Source organism: Carboxylicivirga litoralis, from assembly GCF_025499605.1.
Classification (GTDB): domain Bacteria; phylum Bacteroidota; class Bacteroidia; order Bacteroidales; family Marinilabiliaceae; genus Carboxylicivirga; species Carboxylicivirga litoralis.
In genome coordinates this window covers 15,242-35,060 of record NZ_JAFMVC010000001.1, presented here as the reverse complement: position 1 = coordinate 35,060, position 19,819 = coordinate 15,242, and the positions used below count along the sequence as shown (strand labels likewise).

The following is a 19,819-nucleotide window of genomic DNA, read 5'->3' as shown; positions in this document are numbered from 1 at the left end:
GTACATGCGTTTCTACTGGCTAATAACTCTTTACCTGTTGGGTGTTTTGTCCGTTATTTTTGTGGTACAAACAAGTACTTTAGTCATTAGTCTTATTAGCTTATTGACATTGGTGTTTATGACGATTCTCGTTTTAGGCGTTTCAATCATGCGATTGAATCTGTTTGTAACCTCCGTTTCTAAGCTTGATACAACCAACAATGAAATGGCCATTACCTTTGACGATGGACCAAGTGCGGAGAATACGCCACAAATACTTGATATTCTGGCTAAGTACAATGCGAAGGCCACTTTTTTTTGCATTGGAAACAAGCTTAGCGAACATGCAGATATATTGAAACGCATTATTGCAGAAGGACATAGTGTTGGGAATCATACTTTTGAGCATGCACCAACTTTTCCAATTTGGTCGGTGAAAAAGATTAAGGAATCAATTCGTAATACAGATACCGAGTTTACCAGACTTGACGTTGAGATTAATAATTTGTTTCGACCACCTTATGGTGTAACCAATAACTTGGTGGCTGCCGCCATTAAATCATTAGATAAAAAATGTATCGGTTGGAGTATTCGTACAAAAGATACCTGCCGTACACCCGAGCAGGTCATTGCTTTGGTAAAGAAAAGGGTTAAGCCCGGCTCTATTATTCTTTTACATGATACAAATAAGTATGTTTGTCAGGAGTTAGAAGAGATTTTAAAATATTGTCAGGCTCAACAATTAAACTCAATCGCATTATCATGAAGCACAAAAATATATACAAAAACACAATGGGTATCTGCACCCTTGTTTTGATGTTTCTTTCAACAAGTGGCCTGGCTCAAAGTCGAACCTCAATAGCAGTTGACGATTTAAAAAGCGAAATGTTATCAAAAACGGCCAGTTTAGTTTCAGTGAGTTGCGATTTTGAGCAAAACAAACACCTCGAATATCTGGATGCAGTAGTTAGTTCGACCGGCAAACTGGTTTTTGATAAAAACAATCGCCTGAAGTGGGAATACAAAGAGCCGTTTGAATATCTGATTGTGATAAATGATGGCAAGTTCAGCATAAAAACGGATGGTAGAATCAATGAATATGATATTGAGTCGAATCAAGTGTTTTCGCAGATAAGTGATTTGATTATCAGTTCGGTGAATGGAACCATTTTTACCGATTCAAAATTCGGCGTTAGTGCTTTTAAAGCTGGCAAGGAGTACATCGTTTTTATGGAACCACAGGTAGAAGAAATGAAAGAGGTGCTTCGGAAAATTGAAATGCACATTAATGTGGATGATTTCTCGGTTAACAAAGTCATCATGTTTGAGCAGGAAGATGATTTTACTGAAATAAAATTTATAAACAAGGTGTTTAATGCGACATTACCAGCGAATACTTTTTCTTGCGATTAGTCTGTTAATAGTGTCTTGCTCATCCACCAGGCAGACCACAACTGTTAATCGGAATACAGAACTAGAGGCTCCATTGCTGGCTGGTGGAAAATCGGCGTTATACAAAGTTAATATCGAGGTGTTTGGTAATTTCTTTTCTGGTTTATTACTGATTAAAAAAGATAAGGAACAAAACGGGCACAACATCGTATTGATGAGTGAAGTGGGTTTAACGCTATGTGAATATTATAGTTCGAGTAATGGAATCGAACTGAAAAAAGCCAGCAGCTTGTTTCAGAGCGAGATGGCGCAAAAAGTACTGGCTGAGGACTTTTCACTATTGGTAAATCATATTGATTGCTTAAAGCCAAAGAAAAATAATGTGTATAAAAGTGAAGCCGGATATTTTTACCAGCTTAACGAAGCAGGAACGATTATACGCATTAAAAAAAGAAGGTTGATAAACGGCGTTCGTGCAGAATTGAAAGATTACAAAACGATTCCTACGGTGATTAATTACAAGCATACAGGTATTCGTTTTAGCATGAACCTGAAATTATTAAAATATAGCTAGTACCGATTGTTTAATGATTTTAGTGTTCAGTTCGCAAACTCCTTAACACTAATCATTAATACATCGGCATTATATTAAAGAGATATAAGATGTTAATTGATAGTTTTTTTACATACTCGATAAAGGAAAAGACTGAGGCAGGTTTTGTAGCCGAAATAAAGCTCAAAACAGATAGCCCGGTTTACGATGGTCACTTTCCTGAAATGCCGGTTACACCTGGTGTTTGTCAGGTGCAAATGCTGAAAGAGGTGTTGAATGAGCAGTTAAATGCCGATTATCAATTAAGCAAAGCTCGTGATATCAAGTTTTTGAACCTGATAAACCCTAACGATAACAATCTGTTTTTGTTGGAGGTTAGTATCAAAACGATGGACGACAACAGTATAAATGTTAATGCATTGATGCACAATGGCGATACCAAGTGCATGAAAGTGAGAGCTGTTTATTCACAAGCAAAAACCTAAAGCGATGAATAAAACAATAGTGCAGGAATTCGACCGCTTAAAGTGTTGTGTTATCATACCAACTTACAATAACCGCCAAACACTGTTGGATGTTATCAACGATGTAAAGGGGTATACTACAAATATAATCGTAGTTAACGATGGTAGTACCGACGATACGGAAGAAATTCTAAGCCAGGTTGATGGCATTGAAAAGGCTGGTTATAAAGTTAACAGAGGTAAAGGTTTTGCTATTCGTACTGGTTTTAAAAGGGCTCTGGAACTCGGATTTCATTATGCTATTACCATTGATTCAGACGGGCAGCATTATGCCAAAGATTTGCCAACTTTCATCAACGAAATTGAGAAAGATCCGAATTCACTGTTGATTGGTAGCCGTTTTATGGAAGGCAAGGAACAGCCAAAATCGAGTGGTTTCGCTAACAAGTTCTCTAACTTTTGGTTTGGTGTTGAAACCGGTTTGACTTTGCCTGATACACAATCGGGTTATCGTTTGTATCCAATAAAAGCGCTTGAGAAAAAGAAGTGGTTTTGTTCAAAATATGAATTTGAAATCGAAATCATTGTGCGTTCAGCCTGGAAAGGCATTGAGGTGAAGTGCATCCCAATTGATGTATATTATCCAAGCCCGGAAGAGCGTGTAACACATTTTCGACCGTTTAAAGACTTTGTACGCATCAGCATCTTAAATACCATACTGGTAACACTGGCCTTGTTGATTCATCGGCCAAAAATGGTGATTCGTGAATTTAAAGGCAAAAGCCTGAAGGAAATTATCCGTACCCATATTATTAATGGCAATGAGACAAAAGCTAAGCTGGCTGCTGCCATTGGTTTTGGGGTGTTTATGGGCATATTCCCTATTTGGGGCTATCAGTTGTTGGTTGGTTTTTTAATTGTTCATTGGCTAAAATTGAATAAAGCAGTTTTTTTTGTGGCAGCTAACATCAGTTTGCCACCAATGATTCCTGTTATACTGTATCTAAGTTATGTAATGGGAAGTTTCCTGATGGGGCATGGGTCTTTTGAGGTGGATACCGATCTGAATATCGCTTCTATTTCAAGCAACATAAAACAATATTTAGTAGGGGCAGTTGGCTTGTCTTTAACAATGGGAGCCTTGTTTTATCTATTAAGCTATTTCCTATTGTCGTTTTCTAAATTAAAATAATCGAATGCATCAATTTTTCATTTCTATACACTCAGTTTTCAATCGTTGGGGTAAGCGTGCGCTTATTCCTTTTGCTTTACTGGTGTTTGCCATTGTGTTTTTTCTTCAGCGAATTAATCTTGAGGAAGATATATCGTCGTTGATACCAATGGATGAGCGTATTGCAGAAATGAGCCAGACATTTGCTAATTCAAAGTTTGCCGATCAGCTTGTTTTCATGGTCTCGCTCAAGGATAGTAGCCAGCGCGATGAAAGCCGGTTAATAGAAGTCGTTGATGAGCTCAGTAATTTTTTAGAAGCGGATAGTAGCTATGTGAAATCGGTGCGTAACAGTGTTGACGAAAGTGCAATAGCTCGTGTATACGATTATTTTTACCGAAACTTACCGTTTTATTTGTCGGATGCAGACTATGCCTACCTGGATACTACAATCGAGAAGCAACACTTGCAGCCTTTAATGGAGAAGAATTACAAAAGTATTATCGCACCAACAGGTTTTGGTACGGCGCGATATATTCTGAAAGACCCATTAAGCATTGTGCCGCGCTTTCTGGAGCGCTTGCAATCGTTTCAGTTGGACAAGAATTTTACCCTGCATCAATCACATATTTTTACCAAAGATAAAAAGCATGCTTTATGCTTTCTAGAACCAGCCTATTCATCGAAAAATACAAAGGAAAACAGGCTGTTAATTGATCGCATAAACAGTTATTTGGCCAACTCGGTGCCTGCTGATGTTTCTGTTGAGTATTATGGAGGAACTGCTGTTGCCGTAGCAAATGCCGATAGGGTGAAGGGAGATGTTTATGTTACTGTTTCCATTGCATTGGTGCTTTTACTGTTGCTATTCTTTTTTGTGTTCCGTAATATTCGAGTGCTCTTTTTCCTGTTTACACCAGTGGTGCTTGGGGTAGGAGTGGCGCTGAGTATTTTGTCCGTTTTATATACCAACTTATCGGCTATTTCATTGGGAGTTGGTGCTATTTTAATTGGGATATCCATCGATTTTTCTTTGCATTACTTTTCGCATGTTCGTTATGGGCATTCGGCTAAAGGTATTCTGAAAGATATTTCAGACCCGGTTATAATGAGTAGTTTAACAACGGCCAGTGCATTTTTGTGTTTAAATGTTGTTAACTCGCAGGCATTGAATCAATTGGGCTTGTTTGCCGGCTTGAGTGTTTTAGCAGCTTCGGTATTGGTGTTGATTTGTCTGCCTTTATTGTTTAAGGGGAAAGCAAAATACAATGCGAAAACAAAAACAGGTTTTTACGATAGAATTGCAGCCTTTGAACTGCATACTCATAAGTACTGGATATGGAGTGTACTTGTGTTGTCAGTGCTATTTTTCTTTCTGGGTAAATCCATACAATTCGATGCCGATATTGCCAAACTCAATTACCTGCCTTCGTCATTGGCAAAAGCTGAGAAAAAACTGAAAAGCATCAGCTCCGAAGCATCTAGTGCTATTTTTGTGGTGGCTTCTGGCGATACACAAGAAGAGGTACTACAGACATTAGAAAAGAATCAAAACATTTTTAGTGAGCTGCAGAATACTGATGTAGTAGCTTCTTTAAGCTCACCAACTACTTTATTGCTTTCTGATAAGAAACAACGCGAACAACTCAACAGGTGGAATCAGTTTTGGGCTGGTAAAGGAATCGACACTGTTGTTAACGAAATGTCAAGCGCAGGTGAGGCCTCTCATTTTAAAATCAATGCTTTTAAGGCGTTTTATAAGCTACTGAAAAAGGATTTTCAAACCATCTCGGTTAAAGATGAGAAGATGGTTAAGGACTTGTTTTTGAGTAATCTGATAAACGAACAGGGCAAACAGGTGTCGATGGTGACTATCTGCAAAGTGGACCAAGCCAACAAACCTCAGTTTTTTAAAGCCATTGGCCAAAAGGATGAGCTGTTAATATTGGATAAGCAGTTTTTTACCAATCGTTTTTTTGAAGTGCTGAAAGATGATTTCTCGAAGTTGATTAACTATTCCATGGTTGTGGTGTTTTTAATTGTACTCTTATTTTGGGGGCGCATTGAATTGGCTTTGGTAACCTTTGTTCCTATTGTGATTAGCTGGCAATGGACAATTGGCCTCATGGGGCTTTTTGATATACATTTTAACATTTTCAACATCATCATTTGCACCTTTATATTTGGTCTGGGTATCGACTATTCTATATTCCTGATGCAAGGAATGATTAATAATCATAAATATGGATCGCGAAGCTTACTACCTTATAAAGTATCAATCCTATTAAGCGTTTCAACGACTTTGATTGGTGTTGGTGTTTTAATATTCGCTCAGCATCCGGCCCTTAAATCAATCGCTCTGGTTACAGTGTTGGGTATTTTGTCAGTGGTGCTTATCACTTTTACCATTTTACCTTTCATGTTTAAATTGTTGGTCGTTAATAAGGGTAAGCATCGTGTTGCTCCAATCCACGCCATTGATGTATTTGTTTCTATTACGTCGTTTCTAATCTTTTTGGCAGGCGTTATCTTCTTGTCTTTGTTGGTGTTGGTGTTTCGAATAACGCCCTTTTTTACCAAGGCAAAAAAGAGTATTATTCACTATTTGGTTTACCTGACATGTAAGCTGGTAGTTGGAGTTAATTTCTTGTTTAAGAAAGATTACATCGATAAGCATAAATTCGACTTGTCAAAACCGGCTGTATTGGTTTGTAACCACCAGTCTCACCTCGATATTGCTTTGATTCTATTGATGAGTCCGAAAATTATCGTTTTGACTAACGAGTGGGTTTGGAAGAATCCGTTTTATGGTTTTATCATTCGTTACATCGATTTCTTCCCGATTTATACCGGTATCGATAAAGGTTATGAAAAGATAAAGAGAAAAGTGGATCAGGGCTATTCAGTGCTGGTTTTCCCTGAAGGAACAAGAACTAAAACCGGAAATATTAATCGCTTTCATCAAGGCGCTTTCAGTCTGGCCGATTACTTAAATCTCGATATTTTACCGGTATTGTTGCATGGAGCCTATGAGTGCATGCCTAAAACAGAATTCTTTTTACGTGCAGGACATATTACTCTTAAGTTCTTCGATAGAGTTAAGGTTAATGAGGTTGATGTTGAAAAAGGAATCACCTACCGTCCACAGGCAAAGCTGATGACAGCTTTTTACCGGAGCGAATACGAAAAGTTGAAGCAGCAAAAGCAGGATGTGGATTATTTTGCACATAAGCTAATTAATCAGTACATCTACAAAGGGCCTGTTTTGGAGTGGTATATGCGCGTCAAGATTCGTTTGGAAAAGAACTACCGCTTTTATGATGAGCTGGTGCCAAAACAAGGGAAGATTATTGATGTAGGTTGTGGATATGGCTTCTTAGCCAATATGTTAAGCTATACGGCACCGCAACGTGAAATTGTTGGCTGGGATTATGATGGTGATAAGATAGCGGTGGCTCGTCAGGTGGCAGAAGATAACGAATGCATCAGTTTCTATGAGAAAGATGTTGTTGCTGAAGAGTTTGAAGCAGCAGATACATTCATATTTAATGATGTACTACATTATTTCTCAAAAGAAAAACAGCTTCAAGTGCTTGAAAAGGCATTGAATAACTTAAACGATAAGGGTACTATTATCATTCGAGATGCCGATACAGAATTGAAAAAACGAACACGTGTTACCCGTTTGACAGAGTTCTTCTCAATACGTTTGCTCGGCTTTAATAAAATGGATTACGAATTGGATTTTGTTTCATCTGAAGTTATTAAAGAGTTTGCGCGAGAAAAAGGTTTAGGCTTCGAAAAAGTGGATAACGCCAAATATACGTCCAACCTAACTTATATACTTTCAGCCAATGGAGTATGATGTAGTTATAATAGGAAGTGGCTTATCCGGTCTGCAATGTGCACATTTGCTCAGTCAGGAAGGGATGAGTGTGTGCGTACTCGAGAAGAATGATCGTATTGGTGGTATGATGCAGTCGTTTGTGCGGGATGGTGTGGTATTTAACACTGGACTGAACTATACCGAAAGCCTCGGCGAAGGAGAGGTGTTAGATAAGTACTTCAACCTTTTTGGAATAAAAGGGAATATCACTTTAAAACAGCTCGATTTAAACCAATCGGAGCTGGTAAGCATTGGCGATAAGGAGTTTGCTTTGCCACAGGGAGTAGAAAACTATACAGCTGCATTAATGCAGTATTTTCCGTCAGAGGTGAAAGGCATCAAACAATACATGGATGTGTTGCATAAAGTTTGTCATTCATTCCCTCTGTACGACCTTCATCCAGATACCAATACTTTTACAACAGAAAGCCCTTATACGGCGCAGTCGGCCTCAGCTTTTATCAACAGCATAACCTCCAATAGAGATTTGCAGGCTGTTTTGGGCGGTATCAATATTTTATATGCCGGACAGCAGGATGTTACGGCTTTATATACCCATGCGTTGATTAATTACTCTTTTATTAAAAGTTCGTGGCGTATAAAAGAAGGGGGGAGTGGCATTGCAAATGTGCTTGCTAATGGAGTGAAAGCCAATGGCGGTGCAGTTATACGAAAAGCTGAAGTCATCAAATTGGATGTTGATAAAGGACAAATAACAAGTATTCATCTTAAAAATGGCGAGCAACTAAAAGGAAAGAATGTAATCTCCAGTTTGCACCCTAAAACTTTATTGCCATTGTTGCCCGACGATGCTTTTAAAAAAGTATTTAAGAAGCGTATTCAGAATCAGGAAGATTCAATAGGAATGTTTTCGGTATACATCACTTTAAAAAAGAAGGCGATAAAATACCAAAACTACAACCACCATTACTTTAGGAGTGATGAGGTGTGGACAACCAATCATCAGCAGTGGCCACAAAACTGTCTGTTATATACGGTTTATAACCATCAAACAACTGATTATGCCAATGGTGTTTGTATCATTGCCTATATGAAATACTCCGAAGTGAGCCAATGGGCTAATACAAGCATTGAAAACAGAGGAGACGATTACCTGGCTTTTAAACAAGAAAAAGCAGAGCAATTGATAAATATGGCTGAGCAAAAGATGCCAGGATTAAAATCTCACATGGTATCATATTATACTTCAACACCATTAACTTATCGCGATTATACAGGTTCGTACAATGGTTCGGCCTATGGAGTAGTGAAGGATTATAAAAATCCGATGTACTCAATTATTACTCCCCAATCGCGAATTAAGAATTTACTGTTTACCGGTCAGAATTTGAATATGCATGGTATTCTTGGAGTTTCTATATCTTCCTTTTTTACCTGTGCGCACTTTTTAGGGGAAAAGTATTTGTATAAAAAACTAACAAAGGAATAGCTGTATGTCGGTTCAAAATACATATGATATAGTAATCATTGGCAGTGGCTTAGGTGGTTTAGCTTGTGGAAGTATCCTCAGCCAGAGGGGATATAAAGTTTGCATCTTAGAGCAACACTTTCAAATTGGTGGCTGTTTGCAAGACTTTAAGCGCAATGGCCAACTGTTTGATACCGGCATGCACTACATTGGAAGCTACGAAGATGGCCAGATTCTGAATACTCTGTTCCGTTACTTCAATATCTACGATAAAATAGAGGTGTCGAAGCTTGATGAAAATGGCTTTGATGTATTACAGGCAGGCGGTAATGAGTTTGCAATTCCTCAAGGAGTGGATGCTTTCAGGGATAAGCTCATCAAGCAATTTCCCGAAGAAGAAAAGGCGATTATTACTTATTTTGATAAGATCCTTGAAATCTACAATTCGGTAGATATCGTGAATTTAAGAAATATATTAAATTTCGATTTTGAAGCTAAGAAAGGTGAAGGGGAGAATGTGTATGATTTTGTAGCATCGTTAACGGATAATCTGGACTTAAGAAATATTCTCTGTTATTCCAACTCGTTGTATGCAGGCAAAAAGGAGTCGGCTTCGTTGTTTATACATGCCATTATTAATGTCTTCTACCTGCAGAGTGCATGGACTTTGGTTAAAGGAGGTGGGCAGATTGCCGGAGCGTTCAAAGATGTTATTGAAGCCAACGGAGGTGAGGTGATTATCAATGCGAGGGTAACCAGGTTAGTATGTCAGAATGATAAAATTGAGGAAATTCAAATTGAAGGATGTGAGCCGATTAAAGGTAAGCAGGTTATTTCTAATATTGAGCCATTAACAACCATGCAGATGGTTGAAGGAGCTAATATTCGTAAAGTTTATTTAAAGCGGCTTCAACAACAAGAGCAAACCATCTCATGTTACAGCTTATATTGTGTTTTAAACGAACGAAGCGTTAAGTATGCCAATGCCAACTTTTACTATTATAAAAACAATGAGGTATGGGGATTGGACGATTACGATGAAAGTATCTGGCCACAAGGTTATATGTTATACATGAAGGAAAGCTCAATACATAAAGGGTTTGCTGAGAGTATAACTTTACTTTCGCCCATGGATTACAATGAAATGGAGCCATGGTTTGATACCGGTATTGAAAAGCGAGGCAACGACTATAAACAGATGAAGCTTGAAAAAGGAGAAAGACTGCTTGATTTATTAGAAGATAAATATCCTGATATTCGCTTAAATATTAAAGCAACCTATGCTTCAACACCATTGACGTTTAGAGATTATACAGGCGTGAGAGGAGGAGCAATGTATGGTGTTAAAACCGATTCAAGAAACCCTGTTGCTTCTCAGGTATTACCTCGCACAAGAGTAAAAAATCTGTTTTTAACCGGACAGAATATTAACATGCACGGAATATTAGGTGTTTCGGTTAGTGCAATTATAACCTGTGGCGAAATTTTAGGTATTAATAGTATCATTGATGAATTACGAACGTTTAAACAAGAAGCGGAGTAGTGATGAAATGGATTAAGTACATATTAATAAGCATTTCTATTATTGCAATTGTGCTGTTTGTAGCTGTGCGCTCAATGATTTTAGAGCCACCAGCAGTTGACAACAAAGACGTATTGCAATCAACTGTTATAAATATTAACGATAGCCTTAGCTTATGTAAAAGCGATTGGTTAAAGCTCAATGATGGAGGCATTAGTGAATTATACATTAGTGGTTCGCCATTTGAGATGGGAGTTCATAATGGCATGTTGACGAAAGGTTTGGCTGGCAAACAGGAAGCCTATTTCTTTGACTTTATTAGTTCGCTTATTCCGTCAAAAGCTACCCTACAGTACCTGAAATACTTTATTTCATATTTCAATAAGGATTTGGATGAATATATTCCCTTGCCGTTGAGACAAGAAATCTACGGTATTTCACTCTTTGCTTCCGATGATTATGATTTTGTTGGAGAGAAGTATCATCGTATTCTTAACTATCACGCTGCTCACGATATTGGGCATACTATCCAAAATATGAACCTGGTCAACTGCACCGCTTTTAGTGTGCAAAATGAATTGACTTCTGATAGTTTACTTATCATCGGTCGTAATCTTGATTTTTCGGCTGGCGATGATTTTGCGCGCAATAAGTTGGTGGTATTTTGTGAACCCGATACTGGTTACAATTTTGCATATATTTCCTGGGGGGGTATGATTGGTGTCCTTTCAGGTATGAATGAACATGGTTTGACGGTGACCTTAAACTCGGCTAAATCGGGCATTCCTTTGTCGGCCAAAACACCGGTTTCACTTATTTCTCGTGAGGTATTGCAGTATGCCAAAACCATTGATGAAGCTTATACTATCATTCAGTCCTATGACTCGTTTGTATCTGAATCATTCTTTGTTGGTTCTGCCATAGACAAAAAAGCGGTTATTATTGAGAAAAGTCTGGATGCAGTGGCTATATATGACTCAAAAGAATCGAAGCTGGTTTTAACCAACCATTTTCAGAGCGGTGAGCTAAAAGACACAGAGCTTAATCTTGAGTCGATTGAAGAGGGCTGTTCGATGTATCGTTTGCAACGAACACATGAGTTGATTGATGGTCATAAACAGTTGGATGTAGAAGCTGTGGTTGATATTCTTAGAGATAAAAACGGCAAAAATAATCGCTCTATTGGCATTGGTAATGAAGCAGCTGTTAACCAGTTGATCTGTCATCATTCGGTGGTGTTTAAACCGGAGGAAAAGTTAATGTGGGTGTCTAAATTTCCATACCAGGAGAATGACTTTGTGGCCTATGACTTGAATAAAGTGTTTTCAGAAAGCTTTGATGTTCAAACCCAGGAGGTAACAGTTGATTCATTAAAAATTGATGCTTCTGAGTTTTATCAATCAAATGGTGTACATAACATCTGGCACTACCGCTCACAGCTCGATTCTATAAAAGCGCAATTGAGCAACGATGCTAAAACAACGATAGATGATGCTACTATTGAAGCCATTATAGAGCAGAATAAAGACTTTTATTACACCTATTATATTTTAGGCCAATACTTCGAAAGTATAAACGAAGGAGATAAGGCTTTAGCATTTTATAAGCAATCATTAAACTGTAAAATTCCTCGCATGGTTGATAAACAACAAGTGCTAAACCGAATTGAGGGAATAAAAAATGAGTATGACAATAAGTAAGTTAAAAGTTCCTTTTATCTCTTTTACAAGCTTTACCTTTATCGGATTGATAGTTTGGTGGTTTCGCGATATTCGTTATTTTGCCCTGTTTTCTGGTATTGGAATGACTGAATTCTTGGTGCGAACATTTTTAGTCAAATTTCCTCAATACCGCCAGAAAGTGCGACTGATTGTGCAGGCTGTGGTTGGCGGCTTTTTACTGTTCTACCTGAGTTTGACCATAGGTGTCAATTTTCAGTTTCCTCAAATTATTTTTGACACAACCGAAGGTATTGTGACTGGTGCTCTTATTCAAACTGTGGTAGCCCGTTTATTCCTTCCTTTTGTTTTAGGAAATGCTTTTTGTTCACGTGCTTGCTGGACGGGGTTGTTTTTTGAGCTGACTAATACCAAATCAAGTAAAAAGGTGTATCAACGCAATAATTACCTGGCTTGGGGCTACTTAATTGCCATATCGGTAGCAGCGGTTATTGTGGTTAATAAGTTGGTGAACCCGGCAACAGACGAAGCTGTTCGTAAAGCCTTTATCATAGGAGAGAATTTATATATTATTACCATCGGTTTTGTGCTGACCTTCTTTGTGGGAAGCAGAGCCTATTGTCGGTTATTGTGCCCTTTTCTGACTATTTCAGGTTTGTTTTCGCCCTGGTCATATTTTAAAGTGCGAACAACACAGCATGATGAATGCACCAGCTGCATGAAGTGCAATAAAATATGCCCGATGTATGTGGATATACATAGTTACGTAAAAGAAAATAAGGCCATTAACCATCGGCAATGTATTTTATGTGAGCGCTGCGTTAGTGCTTGCTCCAATAATGTAATTAAAGTAGATAGTAATCGAAATAAAAAGATAGTTGGATAAATAATGATTCGAGTATACAAATATTACAGCACCGCTTTTTTTATCAGTATTCTGTGTGCAACATCATTGGTTGGTCAGGCATTTAGCAATGAAAAAGGCTTTTTGCCAACCCCAACAGGCCCATATACTATAGGCACCACTAGTTTCTTTTTAAAAGATAGCCTCCAAAAAAATGGATTATTTGCGAAGGAGGATTATAAACGATTGCATGTCAAAATTTGGTATCCGTCTGATTCGTTGGTGAGCTATAATGAGCGTAACAGATACCTAAGTGGTTATGATTTGGATGATATCTATAGCCTGTTTAAAAAGAAAGGGATTGTTAAACAAGACGTGATTGATATTGCTACTAATCATACTTTCTCGAAGGATAATCTGCCGGTTTCTGATTCGAAAGAGGCCTATCCATTAATTATCTTCACACCAGGCTATTATTTTGGATTAAGTGATATCTATTCGTCATTTGCCGAAAACCTGGCTAGCAACGGATACATTGTTTGCAGCATCATTCATGTTCATGAGCAAATCTGTATTGAGGATGAACAACAAGGGAATACGAAGTTGAAGAAAGCCAAATCGGCGTTGCCTTTTTTTCAATGGTGGTTAGCTGATTTAACATGCTTTCGCGATGCCAACAAGGCTAAAAATCAGGAGCGTCTGACCCGTTATTATCTGCGGCGTTTAAAACGATTCGATCGCAAAATAGAGAGTTGGGAAGCCAGTTCGTTATACCTTATCGATTATCTGAAAGAACAAAAAATTAAGACAGAAAACGCTTTATATACCAAGATAGATTTTGATAATATTGGTACATTCGGGCAATCGTTGGGGGGAGCGTTGTCTAACCATTTGTGCGTAGCGAACGATGTTATTAAAGCCGGTGCCAGTATGGATTGTATTCAGTTTGGAGATGTGGTTGATTCAGGGTCGGATAAACCATTGTTGTTAATTGAAAGCGACCATCAGAAAAAGTGGAAGATAGGTAATGAATATATCTATCGGGATATAAATCAATTGGAGTATTTAAGAATAAAAGGCGCATTACACTTTTTATTTTGCGACTTACCGTATTATGATGTTACTATAGGTCGTGAGTCGGTTAAGAACTTTATTGGAGATGTGGATGGCGAAAGTGCTATAAACGTTATTAATAGTACAGTATTGAATTTTTTTAATCATCATTTGAAAGGCAATGAATCATCATTGGCCGAGGAGAAAATTGATGATGATATGTATTTATACCAAATATCTAACAAATGTATATACCTGAAATAGAAACTCAATCGCAAGAGCAAATCAAGCTTTTTCAGGAGTCGAAGCTGAAGGAATTATTGACTTACCTTAATGATAAATCGGCGTTTTATAATGCGTTTTTCAAGCAGCATAAGGTTGACATCAACAGTATAAAAACGTTGGAAGATTTAAGTAAAATACCAACGACGACTAAGGACGATTTGCAAAAGAACAATTATGACTTTTTGTGCGTTCCATCATCACAAATTATCGATTACCTGACAACATCAGGTACCAGTGGTGAACCGGTGGTATTTGCTGAAACTGAAAATGATTTAAAGCGCCTGGCATATAACGAATACATCTCTTTTGCTTGCGCCACCGCTCAGCCCAATGATATTTTTCAGTTGATGGTAACACTCGACCGTCGTTTTATGGCCGGCATGGCCTACTACGAAGGAATTCGTAAGCTAGGGGCTGCTATTGTGCGTGTGGGGCCGGGTAATCCGGGTTTACAGTTCGATACGATTGAGCGAATTAAACCAACGGCTCTGGTAACCGTTCCATCGTTTTTGCTTAAGCTGGTGGAGTATGCCGAGAAAAACAATATCGACTATAGAAATTGCTCTGTCAAAAAGGCGGTTTGTATTGGTGAGAGTATTCGTAATGAGGACTTTTCACTTAATAAACTAGGGCAGCGTATTAAAGATAAGTGGGACATCGAATTATATTCAACCTATGCATCAACCGAGATGGGAACCGCTTTTACTGATTGCCAATATGGCATGGGCGGACACCATCATCCTGAAATGATTATTGTTGAGTTTTTGGATGAAGATGAAAATCCAGTGCAACCAGGAACACCAGGCGAGGTGACCATAACCACGCTGGGCGTTGAAGGTATGCCACTCCTACGTTTTAAAACAGGTGATATTTGTAATCATCATGTGGAGAAGTGCCAATGCGGTCGAACAACTACACGTTTGGGACCCGTAATTGGACGTAAAAACCAGATGATTAAATACAAAGGAACAACATTATATCCACCTGCACTATACGATGTGTTAAACGATATCAAAGGCGTGGAAAACTATGTTGTTCATGTTGATAAAAATATGATTGGTACCGACGATATTGAAATTCGCATTGGTACTAAGGACGGTAATGAATTGTTAGAGAAAAAAATAAAAGACAGGTTTAGAACCAAACTTCGTGTGGCACCTTCAGTAGTATTTCATTCGCCGCAGGAAATTGCAAAAATGCAGTTCCCAGAGTTAAGCCGAAAGCCTATAACCTTTGTAGATAACCGATAATCAGACTATGGTAGATTTGAATGCGATAATGGAAGATATGCGTCCATATAACGATGCTGAAGTGAAGGAAGCAATGTCGCGCATGTTGGAAGTGGACGATTTTAAAAGCGTACTCAGCTATGTGTTTCCGGAAATGAGTATCAGCGAATCAATGCAGTTAATGCAGGAGGTGAACTCTACAACAAGCTTTCAGGAAAAGTTTAGCAGTAAGGCTGTTGATGAGGTATTAAACAAGACAGCGACACATTTTAGCTACTCGGGACTTGAAAATATTTGCCCTGATGAGTCATACTTGTTTATCTCTAATCATCGTGATATTGTGATGGATAGTGCCATTTTGCAGAATATCTTGTGTAAAAATGGTCATCGTACCTCTCAAATAACCTTTGGTAGTAACCTTATGAGCAGCCAGTTCATTATTGATATTGGCAAGGTTAATAAAATGTTCACCTTTTTTCGTGGAGGCTCTCGCAATGAAATCTATCAGAATGCTTTGGTACATTCGGCTTATATTCGCAAGGTGATTGGAGAAATCAAGGAGTCGGTGTGGATTGCGCAGCGCGATGGGCGCACCAAAGACGGTAATGACCAGACACAGCTGTCGCTGTTAAAGATGCTGACGATTAAGCAAAAAGATCATGTGGCAGCCATCAGGCAGTTTAATATTGTGCCTATCACCATCTCTTACGAGTTTGAACCCTGTGATGTGTTTAAAGTAGTAGAACGAATAAAATCAAAGTCTGGAGCTTACAAAAAAGCCAAAGGTGAAGATTTTATGAGTGTATTAACCGGAATCACGGGGTTTAAAGGGCGCGTACATTTTGCATTTGGTAAGCCGGTTAATGAATACATCGATAAGAATAGCAACGAACTGACAAACTGTAATATTCACGCGAAAGTGTGTGAAGAAATGGATCGACAGATTTATAATGATTATCAGCTTAATAAAATCAACTATATCTGTTATGATTCTAATAAAAATAGCAATCAGTATTTAGGGGAAGCATACGAGCAGAAAGATATCGCTGAAATTGAAGCCATATTGTCAAAAAAAGTATCAACCATTGATGATGTTGATAAAGAAGAAGCAAAACAATTGCTAATTGAGATGTATGCTGCTCCAGTTGAGAATTATCTAAAAACTAAAAAATAGAGTTTTAGACAAAAATATAGAACCCCGCATAATTTTCTTTATGCGGGATTTCTTTTTTTACAATAAGAATTGTTTACAATTTAATCTTATTCAAATGTAAGCCTTCACTCTGAATGCTTCGGGCATACTTCACTTCGGGATAACCGTATACCATCATATACCCTACAACATGGTCTTCAGGAATGCCCAGAGCAGTATATAAATCAGGTACAATATCTTCAGCAACAATTTTTAATAGTCCATCCCACAAGGTGCCAATGCCCATCGAATTAGCTAAAAGCTCAAAGTAGCTCATTGAAATAACACAGTCGGGCACTGCGTTGCGGTTCTTTCTAGGAGCCGACGCAAAAATAATATGTGGTGCATCTCTGAATATGACATCAATACCTTTTTCGTGCCACATGTTCTGAAAACTATCGAACATGGCTAATGCCGGACGAATTTTGCCTTCTTCACTTGCTTTTTTGAGTGTGTCGTACACCAAAGATCTCACTTTTGATAAGTCTTCTTTAGTTTCGGTAACCGTAAACAAAACCTCATTTTTATTGTGTCCAGTTGGAGCAAAAGCAGCTGTTTGTAGTAGCTTATTGATGGTTTCAGCAGGTACTTCTTCTTTTTTAAACTTGCGAACAGAACGACGGGTTTTAATCAATTGCTCCATCTCTGTGGCTGAAGGAATAGGATTACTAAGCGGCAGACTGTCATCGGGATTTTTACCGAAAATAGACAATGCACCGGTAGGGCATATCGCCAGGCAATGCTGACACTTAATGCAATTACTTTCTTTCCCTTCTTTAATCTCAGGAATGCCGTTTTTCCCGTTGATAATTATCATTGGGCATTCCTTTGAACACAGACCACATTGTGTACATCTGCTTTCATCAATTTTAAAGTCTAGCATGTTCATTCGTTTTGTTTCTGGGCTGCAAAAGTAAGGAATTTCGAGTGGAATTATTATTTACTTAGAGAGATAAAGACGTGAGTTGTTTTGCCTGTCAAAATAATCCTTTTCGACTCAGTGTTCCAATGATGATTTTAATCTAAACAAAGATTAGTATTTAGGCTAGATGCTATAATTTTAATTTCAGAACTTCATATTTTCCACGCTCTTTATCGGGTAAATGAATCTGCGATGTTGTAAAGTATAAATGACCATCGATATCCATGGCAAATGAATCGGCCCATCGGATGCGTGGTGATTGAATAACTGTTTCAACTTTACCATCGGGAGATAAGCGATTAACCGAATTGGTTTCCAGTCCGCCCAAATATAAGTTACCTTTTTTGTCAAACAACATGCCGTCGGTTGCCGGAACCTTTTTTACTTTCTCAACATATTTCTTTAGTTCTTCCGGTGCGAGCGTTTCATCTAATAGTGCTTCGGTTTTAATGCGATACAAAGTATGACCTGATAAGGCAATGTAGAATAAAAACTGGTTGTCAGGTGAAAGTGCAATGCCATCGGAATGAACTGTGTTTTCCCAGCGGTGACCATCGCAAATAAGGAGATCCACTTCAGCCTCAGTTGAAGCATGATCATCCAATAAACGCTGCGCTTGTCCTGAGTTAAGGTTTAGTATAATAATGGCGCCGTCACCCGAATCCGTTATATACGCTATGTCTTTATCGGTATCAATACGCACGTCATTGAAATAGGAGTCTGTTTTATAAACGCCTTCGGGAAAGGAATAGATCTTTACTACATCGTTGGTTTCCAGATTAAAATGGTACAATTGCGGCCCCGTGCTATTGACACCTTTAAACTGTGGGTTATTGGTGTCGAGCACCCACAATCGGTCTTTATTGTCGATAAAAATGGATTGTACAGCATTAAAAGTCATTTCACCAGTACGCTGGTTCCACTCCATATTGGGATAGGCACGAGGAACACCATTAGTAATTTCAGCTACACTAACGGGCACATTTCCTGACCAGTAGGGATAATTAACAAAAATACGTCCGTTTCGGCTAACAGCCACACCCGTCCACTGTTTGTCAGATGAAGCAAGGCTTGTCAAACTTAATTCGGTTTCATTTTTATTCGACTGGCAGGAAATTAGCATGGATGCTGCCATCAAGGAGTATATAAGGTATTTTGTCATGTATTTTAATTTATTCATCCCAAAGATTTTCAATTGTATAGGGGCCATCGGGCACCACCCAGAATTTACCATCGACATAGCGGCGATCTTTATTCACCTTCTTAATGTTTGCCATATCTGTGTCCGATAATTTTATTTCGACAGCTTCAAAGTTTTGTTTGAGTCGTGCAGGATTAACTGATTTTGGTATAACAGAAATGCCACGATGGATATCCCAGGCGATAATGGTTTGTGCTACAGAAGCGTTTATTTTACTGGCTAATGCGGCAATGCTTTTATCTTCCAATAATACTGGTTCATCCTCGGCTTTCAATCCTTCCGGCCTGTCAGATGAGCCTAAAGGTGAATAAGCCATAACATGGATGTTGTTGGTATGACAATAATCAACTAATTCATCCTGCTGAAAATAAGGATGTAATTCAACTTGATTTAGCACCGGTTTTATGCTTGAATTAGCTATTAATTCTTTTAGCTTTTTAACGCTAAAGTTACTGACGCCAATGGTTTTTGTTAAACCAAGCTCAACCGCTTTTTCCATGCCTTTCCAGGTATTGGCAATGGGTTGTTCTTCCAATGATAAAAAATGTTGTGCTTTACTGGCACCAACAAATAGCTTCTTTTGTGCGACGGGCCAGTGAATTAAATATAGATCCAAATATTCTAATTGCAGGTCAGATAGTGTTTTTTGAATAGCAGGAGCAACATTATTTTCGCCATGCATATTATTCCAAAGTTTTGAGGTCACCCAAAGTTCATCTCGTGTGACGGTTCCTTCTTCGATACAGGTTTTTATGGCATTTCCAACTTCTTTTTCATTGCCATATATGGCGGCACAGTCAATGTGGCGATAACCAATTTTAATTGCTTCTTTAACTGCGGTATAAACTTCTCCTGGAGCTGATTTCCAGGTGCCAAGGCCAAGGATAGGCAAGGCATAGCCGTTAAGATTAAGAGTTTGCATTATTTACCTTCTGTTTGTTAGTATTTGAACATTCAAATTACGAAAATAATAATGAAATGATAGAGTTTCTGTTAATCTGGTGTTAATGCAGGGCAA

16 protein-coding genes are annotated in these 19,819 nt (G+C 38.3%); 13 read left to right on the top strand and 3 right to left on the bottom strand.

Going from position 1 to position 19,819, the window contains the following annotated elements:
* The first annotated feature begins 4 nt into the window (after positions 1–4).
* From J1N10_RS00140 to J1N10_RS00080, 13 genes are all read left to right on the top strand, one after another.
* Positions 5–745 carry a polysaccharide deacetylase family protein gene (locus J1N10_RS00140; protein WP_262324642.1) on the top strand — a complete coding sequence of 247 codons (741 nt, stop codon included), beginning with the start codon at positions 5–7 and terminating at the stop codon, positions 743–745.
* Positions 742–1,392: a LolA family protein gene (locus tag J1N10_RS00135; RefSeq protein WP_262324641.1), complete on the top strand. Its 651-nt coding sequence runs from the start codon at positions 742–744 to the stop codon at positions 1,390–1,392. The genes J1N10_RS00140 and J1N10_RS00135 overlap by 4 nt, the downstream gene beginning before the upstream one ends.
* Positions 1,355–1,945, top strand: a complete 591-nt coding sequence (locus J1N10_RS00130) for a hypothetical protein (protein ID WP_262324640.1) — start codon at positions 1,355–1,357, stop codon at positions 1,943–1,945. The genes J1N10_RS00135 and J1N10_RS00130 overlap by 38 nt, the downstream gene beginning before the upstream one ends.
* Before the next feature lie 89 nt (positions 1,946–2,034).
* Positions 2,035–2,409: a hypothetical protein gene (locus J1N10_RS00125; protein WP_262324639.1), complete on the top strand. Its 375-nt coding sequence runs from the start codon at positions 2,035–2,037 to the stop codon at positions 2,407–2,409.
* A 4-nt stretch (positions 2,410–2,413) separates the two neighbouring features.
* On the top strand, positions 2,414–3,580 hold the full coding sequence (locus J1N10_RS00120) for a DUF2062 domain-containing protein (protein ID WP_262324638.1): 1,167 nt from the start codon (positions 2,414–2,416) through the stop codon (positions 3,578–3,580).
* A 4-nt stretch (positions 3,581–3,584) separates the two neighbouring features.
* On the top strand, positions 3,585–7,424 hold the full coding sequence (locus tag J1N10_RS00115) for a trifunctional MMPL family transporter/lysophospholipid acyltransferase/class I SAM-dependent methyltransferase (protein ID WP_262324637.1): 3,840 nt from the start codon (positions 3,585–3,587) through the stop codon (positions 7,422–7,424).
* On the top strand, positions 7,414–8,895 hold the full coding sequence (locus J1N10_RS00110) for a phytoene desaturase family protein (RefSeq protein WP_262324636.1): 1,482 nt from the start codon (positions 7,414–7,416) through the stop codon (positions 8,893–8,895). The genes J1N10_RS00115 and J1N10_RS00110 overlap by 11 nt, the downstream gene beginning before the upstream one ends.
* Before the next feature lie 4 nt (positions 8,896–8,899).
* Positions 8,900–10,417, top strand: a complete 1,518-nt coding sequence (locus tag J1N10_RS00105; protein WP_262324635.1) for a phytoene desaturase family protein — start codon at positions 8,900–8,902, stop codon at positions 10,415–10,417.
* A 2-nt stretch (positions 10,418–10,419) separates the two neighbouring features.
* Entirely contained in the window at positions 10,420–12,096 is a 1,677-nt protein-coding gene (locus J1N10_RS00100) for a C45 family autoproteolytic acyltransferase/hydolase (RefSeq protein WP_262324634.1), read from the top strand.
* Entirely contained in the window at positions 12,083–12,961 is an 879-nt protein-coding gene (locus J1N10_RS00095; RefSeq protein ID WP_262324633.1) for a 4Fe-4S binding protein, read from the top strand. Before J1N10_RS00100 ends, J1N10_RS00095 begins: the two co-directional genes overlap by 14 nt.
* Before the next feature lie 3 nt (positions 12,962–12,964).
* Positions 12,965–14,236 carry an alpha/beta hydrolase gene (locus J1N10_RS00090; RefSeq protein ID WP_262324632.1) on the top strand — a complete coding sequence of 424 codons (1,272 nt, stop codon included), beginning with the start codon at positions 12,965–12,967 and terminating at the stop codon, positions 14,234–14,236.
* Positions 14,218–15,507 (top strand): phenylacetate--CoA ligase family protein, encoded by a 1,290-nt coding sequence (locus tag J1N10_RS00085; protein WP_262324631.1) that lies wholly within the window; start codon positions 14,218–14,220, stop codon positions 15,505–15,507. Before J1N10_RS00090 ends, J1N10_RS00085 begins: the two co-directional genes overlap by 19 nt.
* A gap of 7 nt (positions 15,508–15,514) precedes the next feature.
* Positions 15,515–16,660, top strand: coding sequence for a lysophospholipid acyltransferase family protein (locus tag J1N10_RS00080; protein ID WP_262324630.1), 1,146 nt, complete (start codon positions 15,515–15,517; stop codon positions 16,658–16,660).
* Between the two features lie 73 nt (positions 16,661–16,733).
* On the opposite strand, the gene J1N10_RS00075 is transcribed toward J1N10_RS00080, so the two are convergent.
* From J1N10_RS00075 to J1N10_RS00065, 3 genes are all read right to left on the bottom strand, one after another.
* Positions 16,734–17,561 carry a nitroreductase family protein gene (locus J1N10_RS00075; RefSeq protein WP_262324629.1) on the bottom strand — a complete coding sequence of 276 codons (828 nt, stop codon included), beginning with the start codon at positions 17,559–17,561 and terminating at the stop codon, positions 16,734–16,736.
* Between the two features lie 169 nt (positions 17,562–17,730).
* Entirely contained in the window at positions 17,731–18,780 is a 1,050-nt protein-coding gene (locus J1N10_RS00070) for an SMP-30/gluconolactonase/LRE family protein (RefSeq protein ID WP_262324628.1), read from the bottom strand.
* Complete coding sequence (locus J1N10_RS00065; RefSeq protein ID WP_262324627.1) at positions 18,773–19,723, bottom strand: aldo/keto reductase; 951 nt, start codon at positions 19,721–19,723, stop codon at positions 18,773–18,775. Before J1N10_RS00065 ends, J1N10_RS00070 begins: the two co-directional genes overlap by 8 nt.
* Positions 19,724–19,819: the final 96 nt, after the last annotated feature.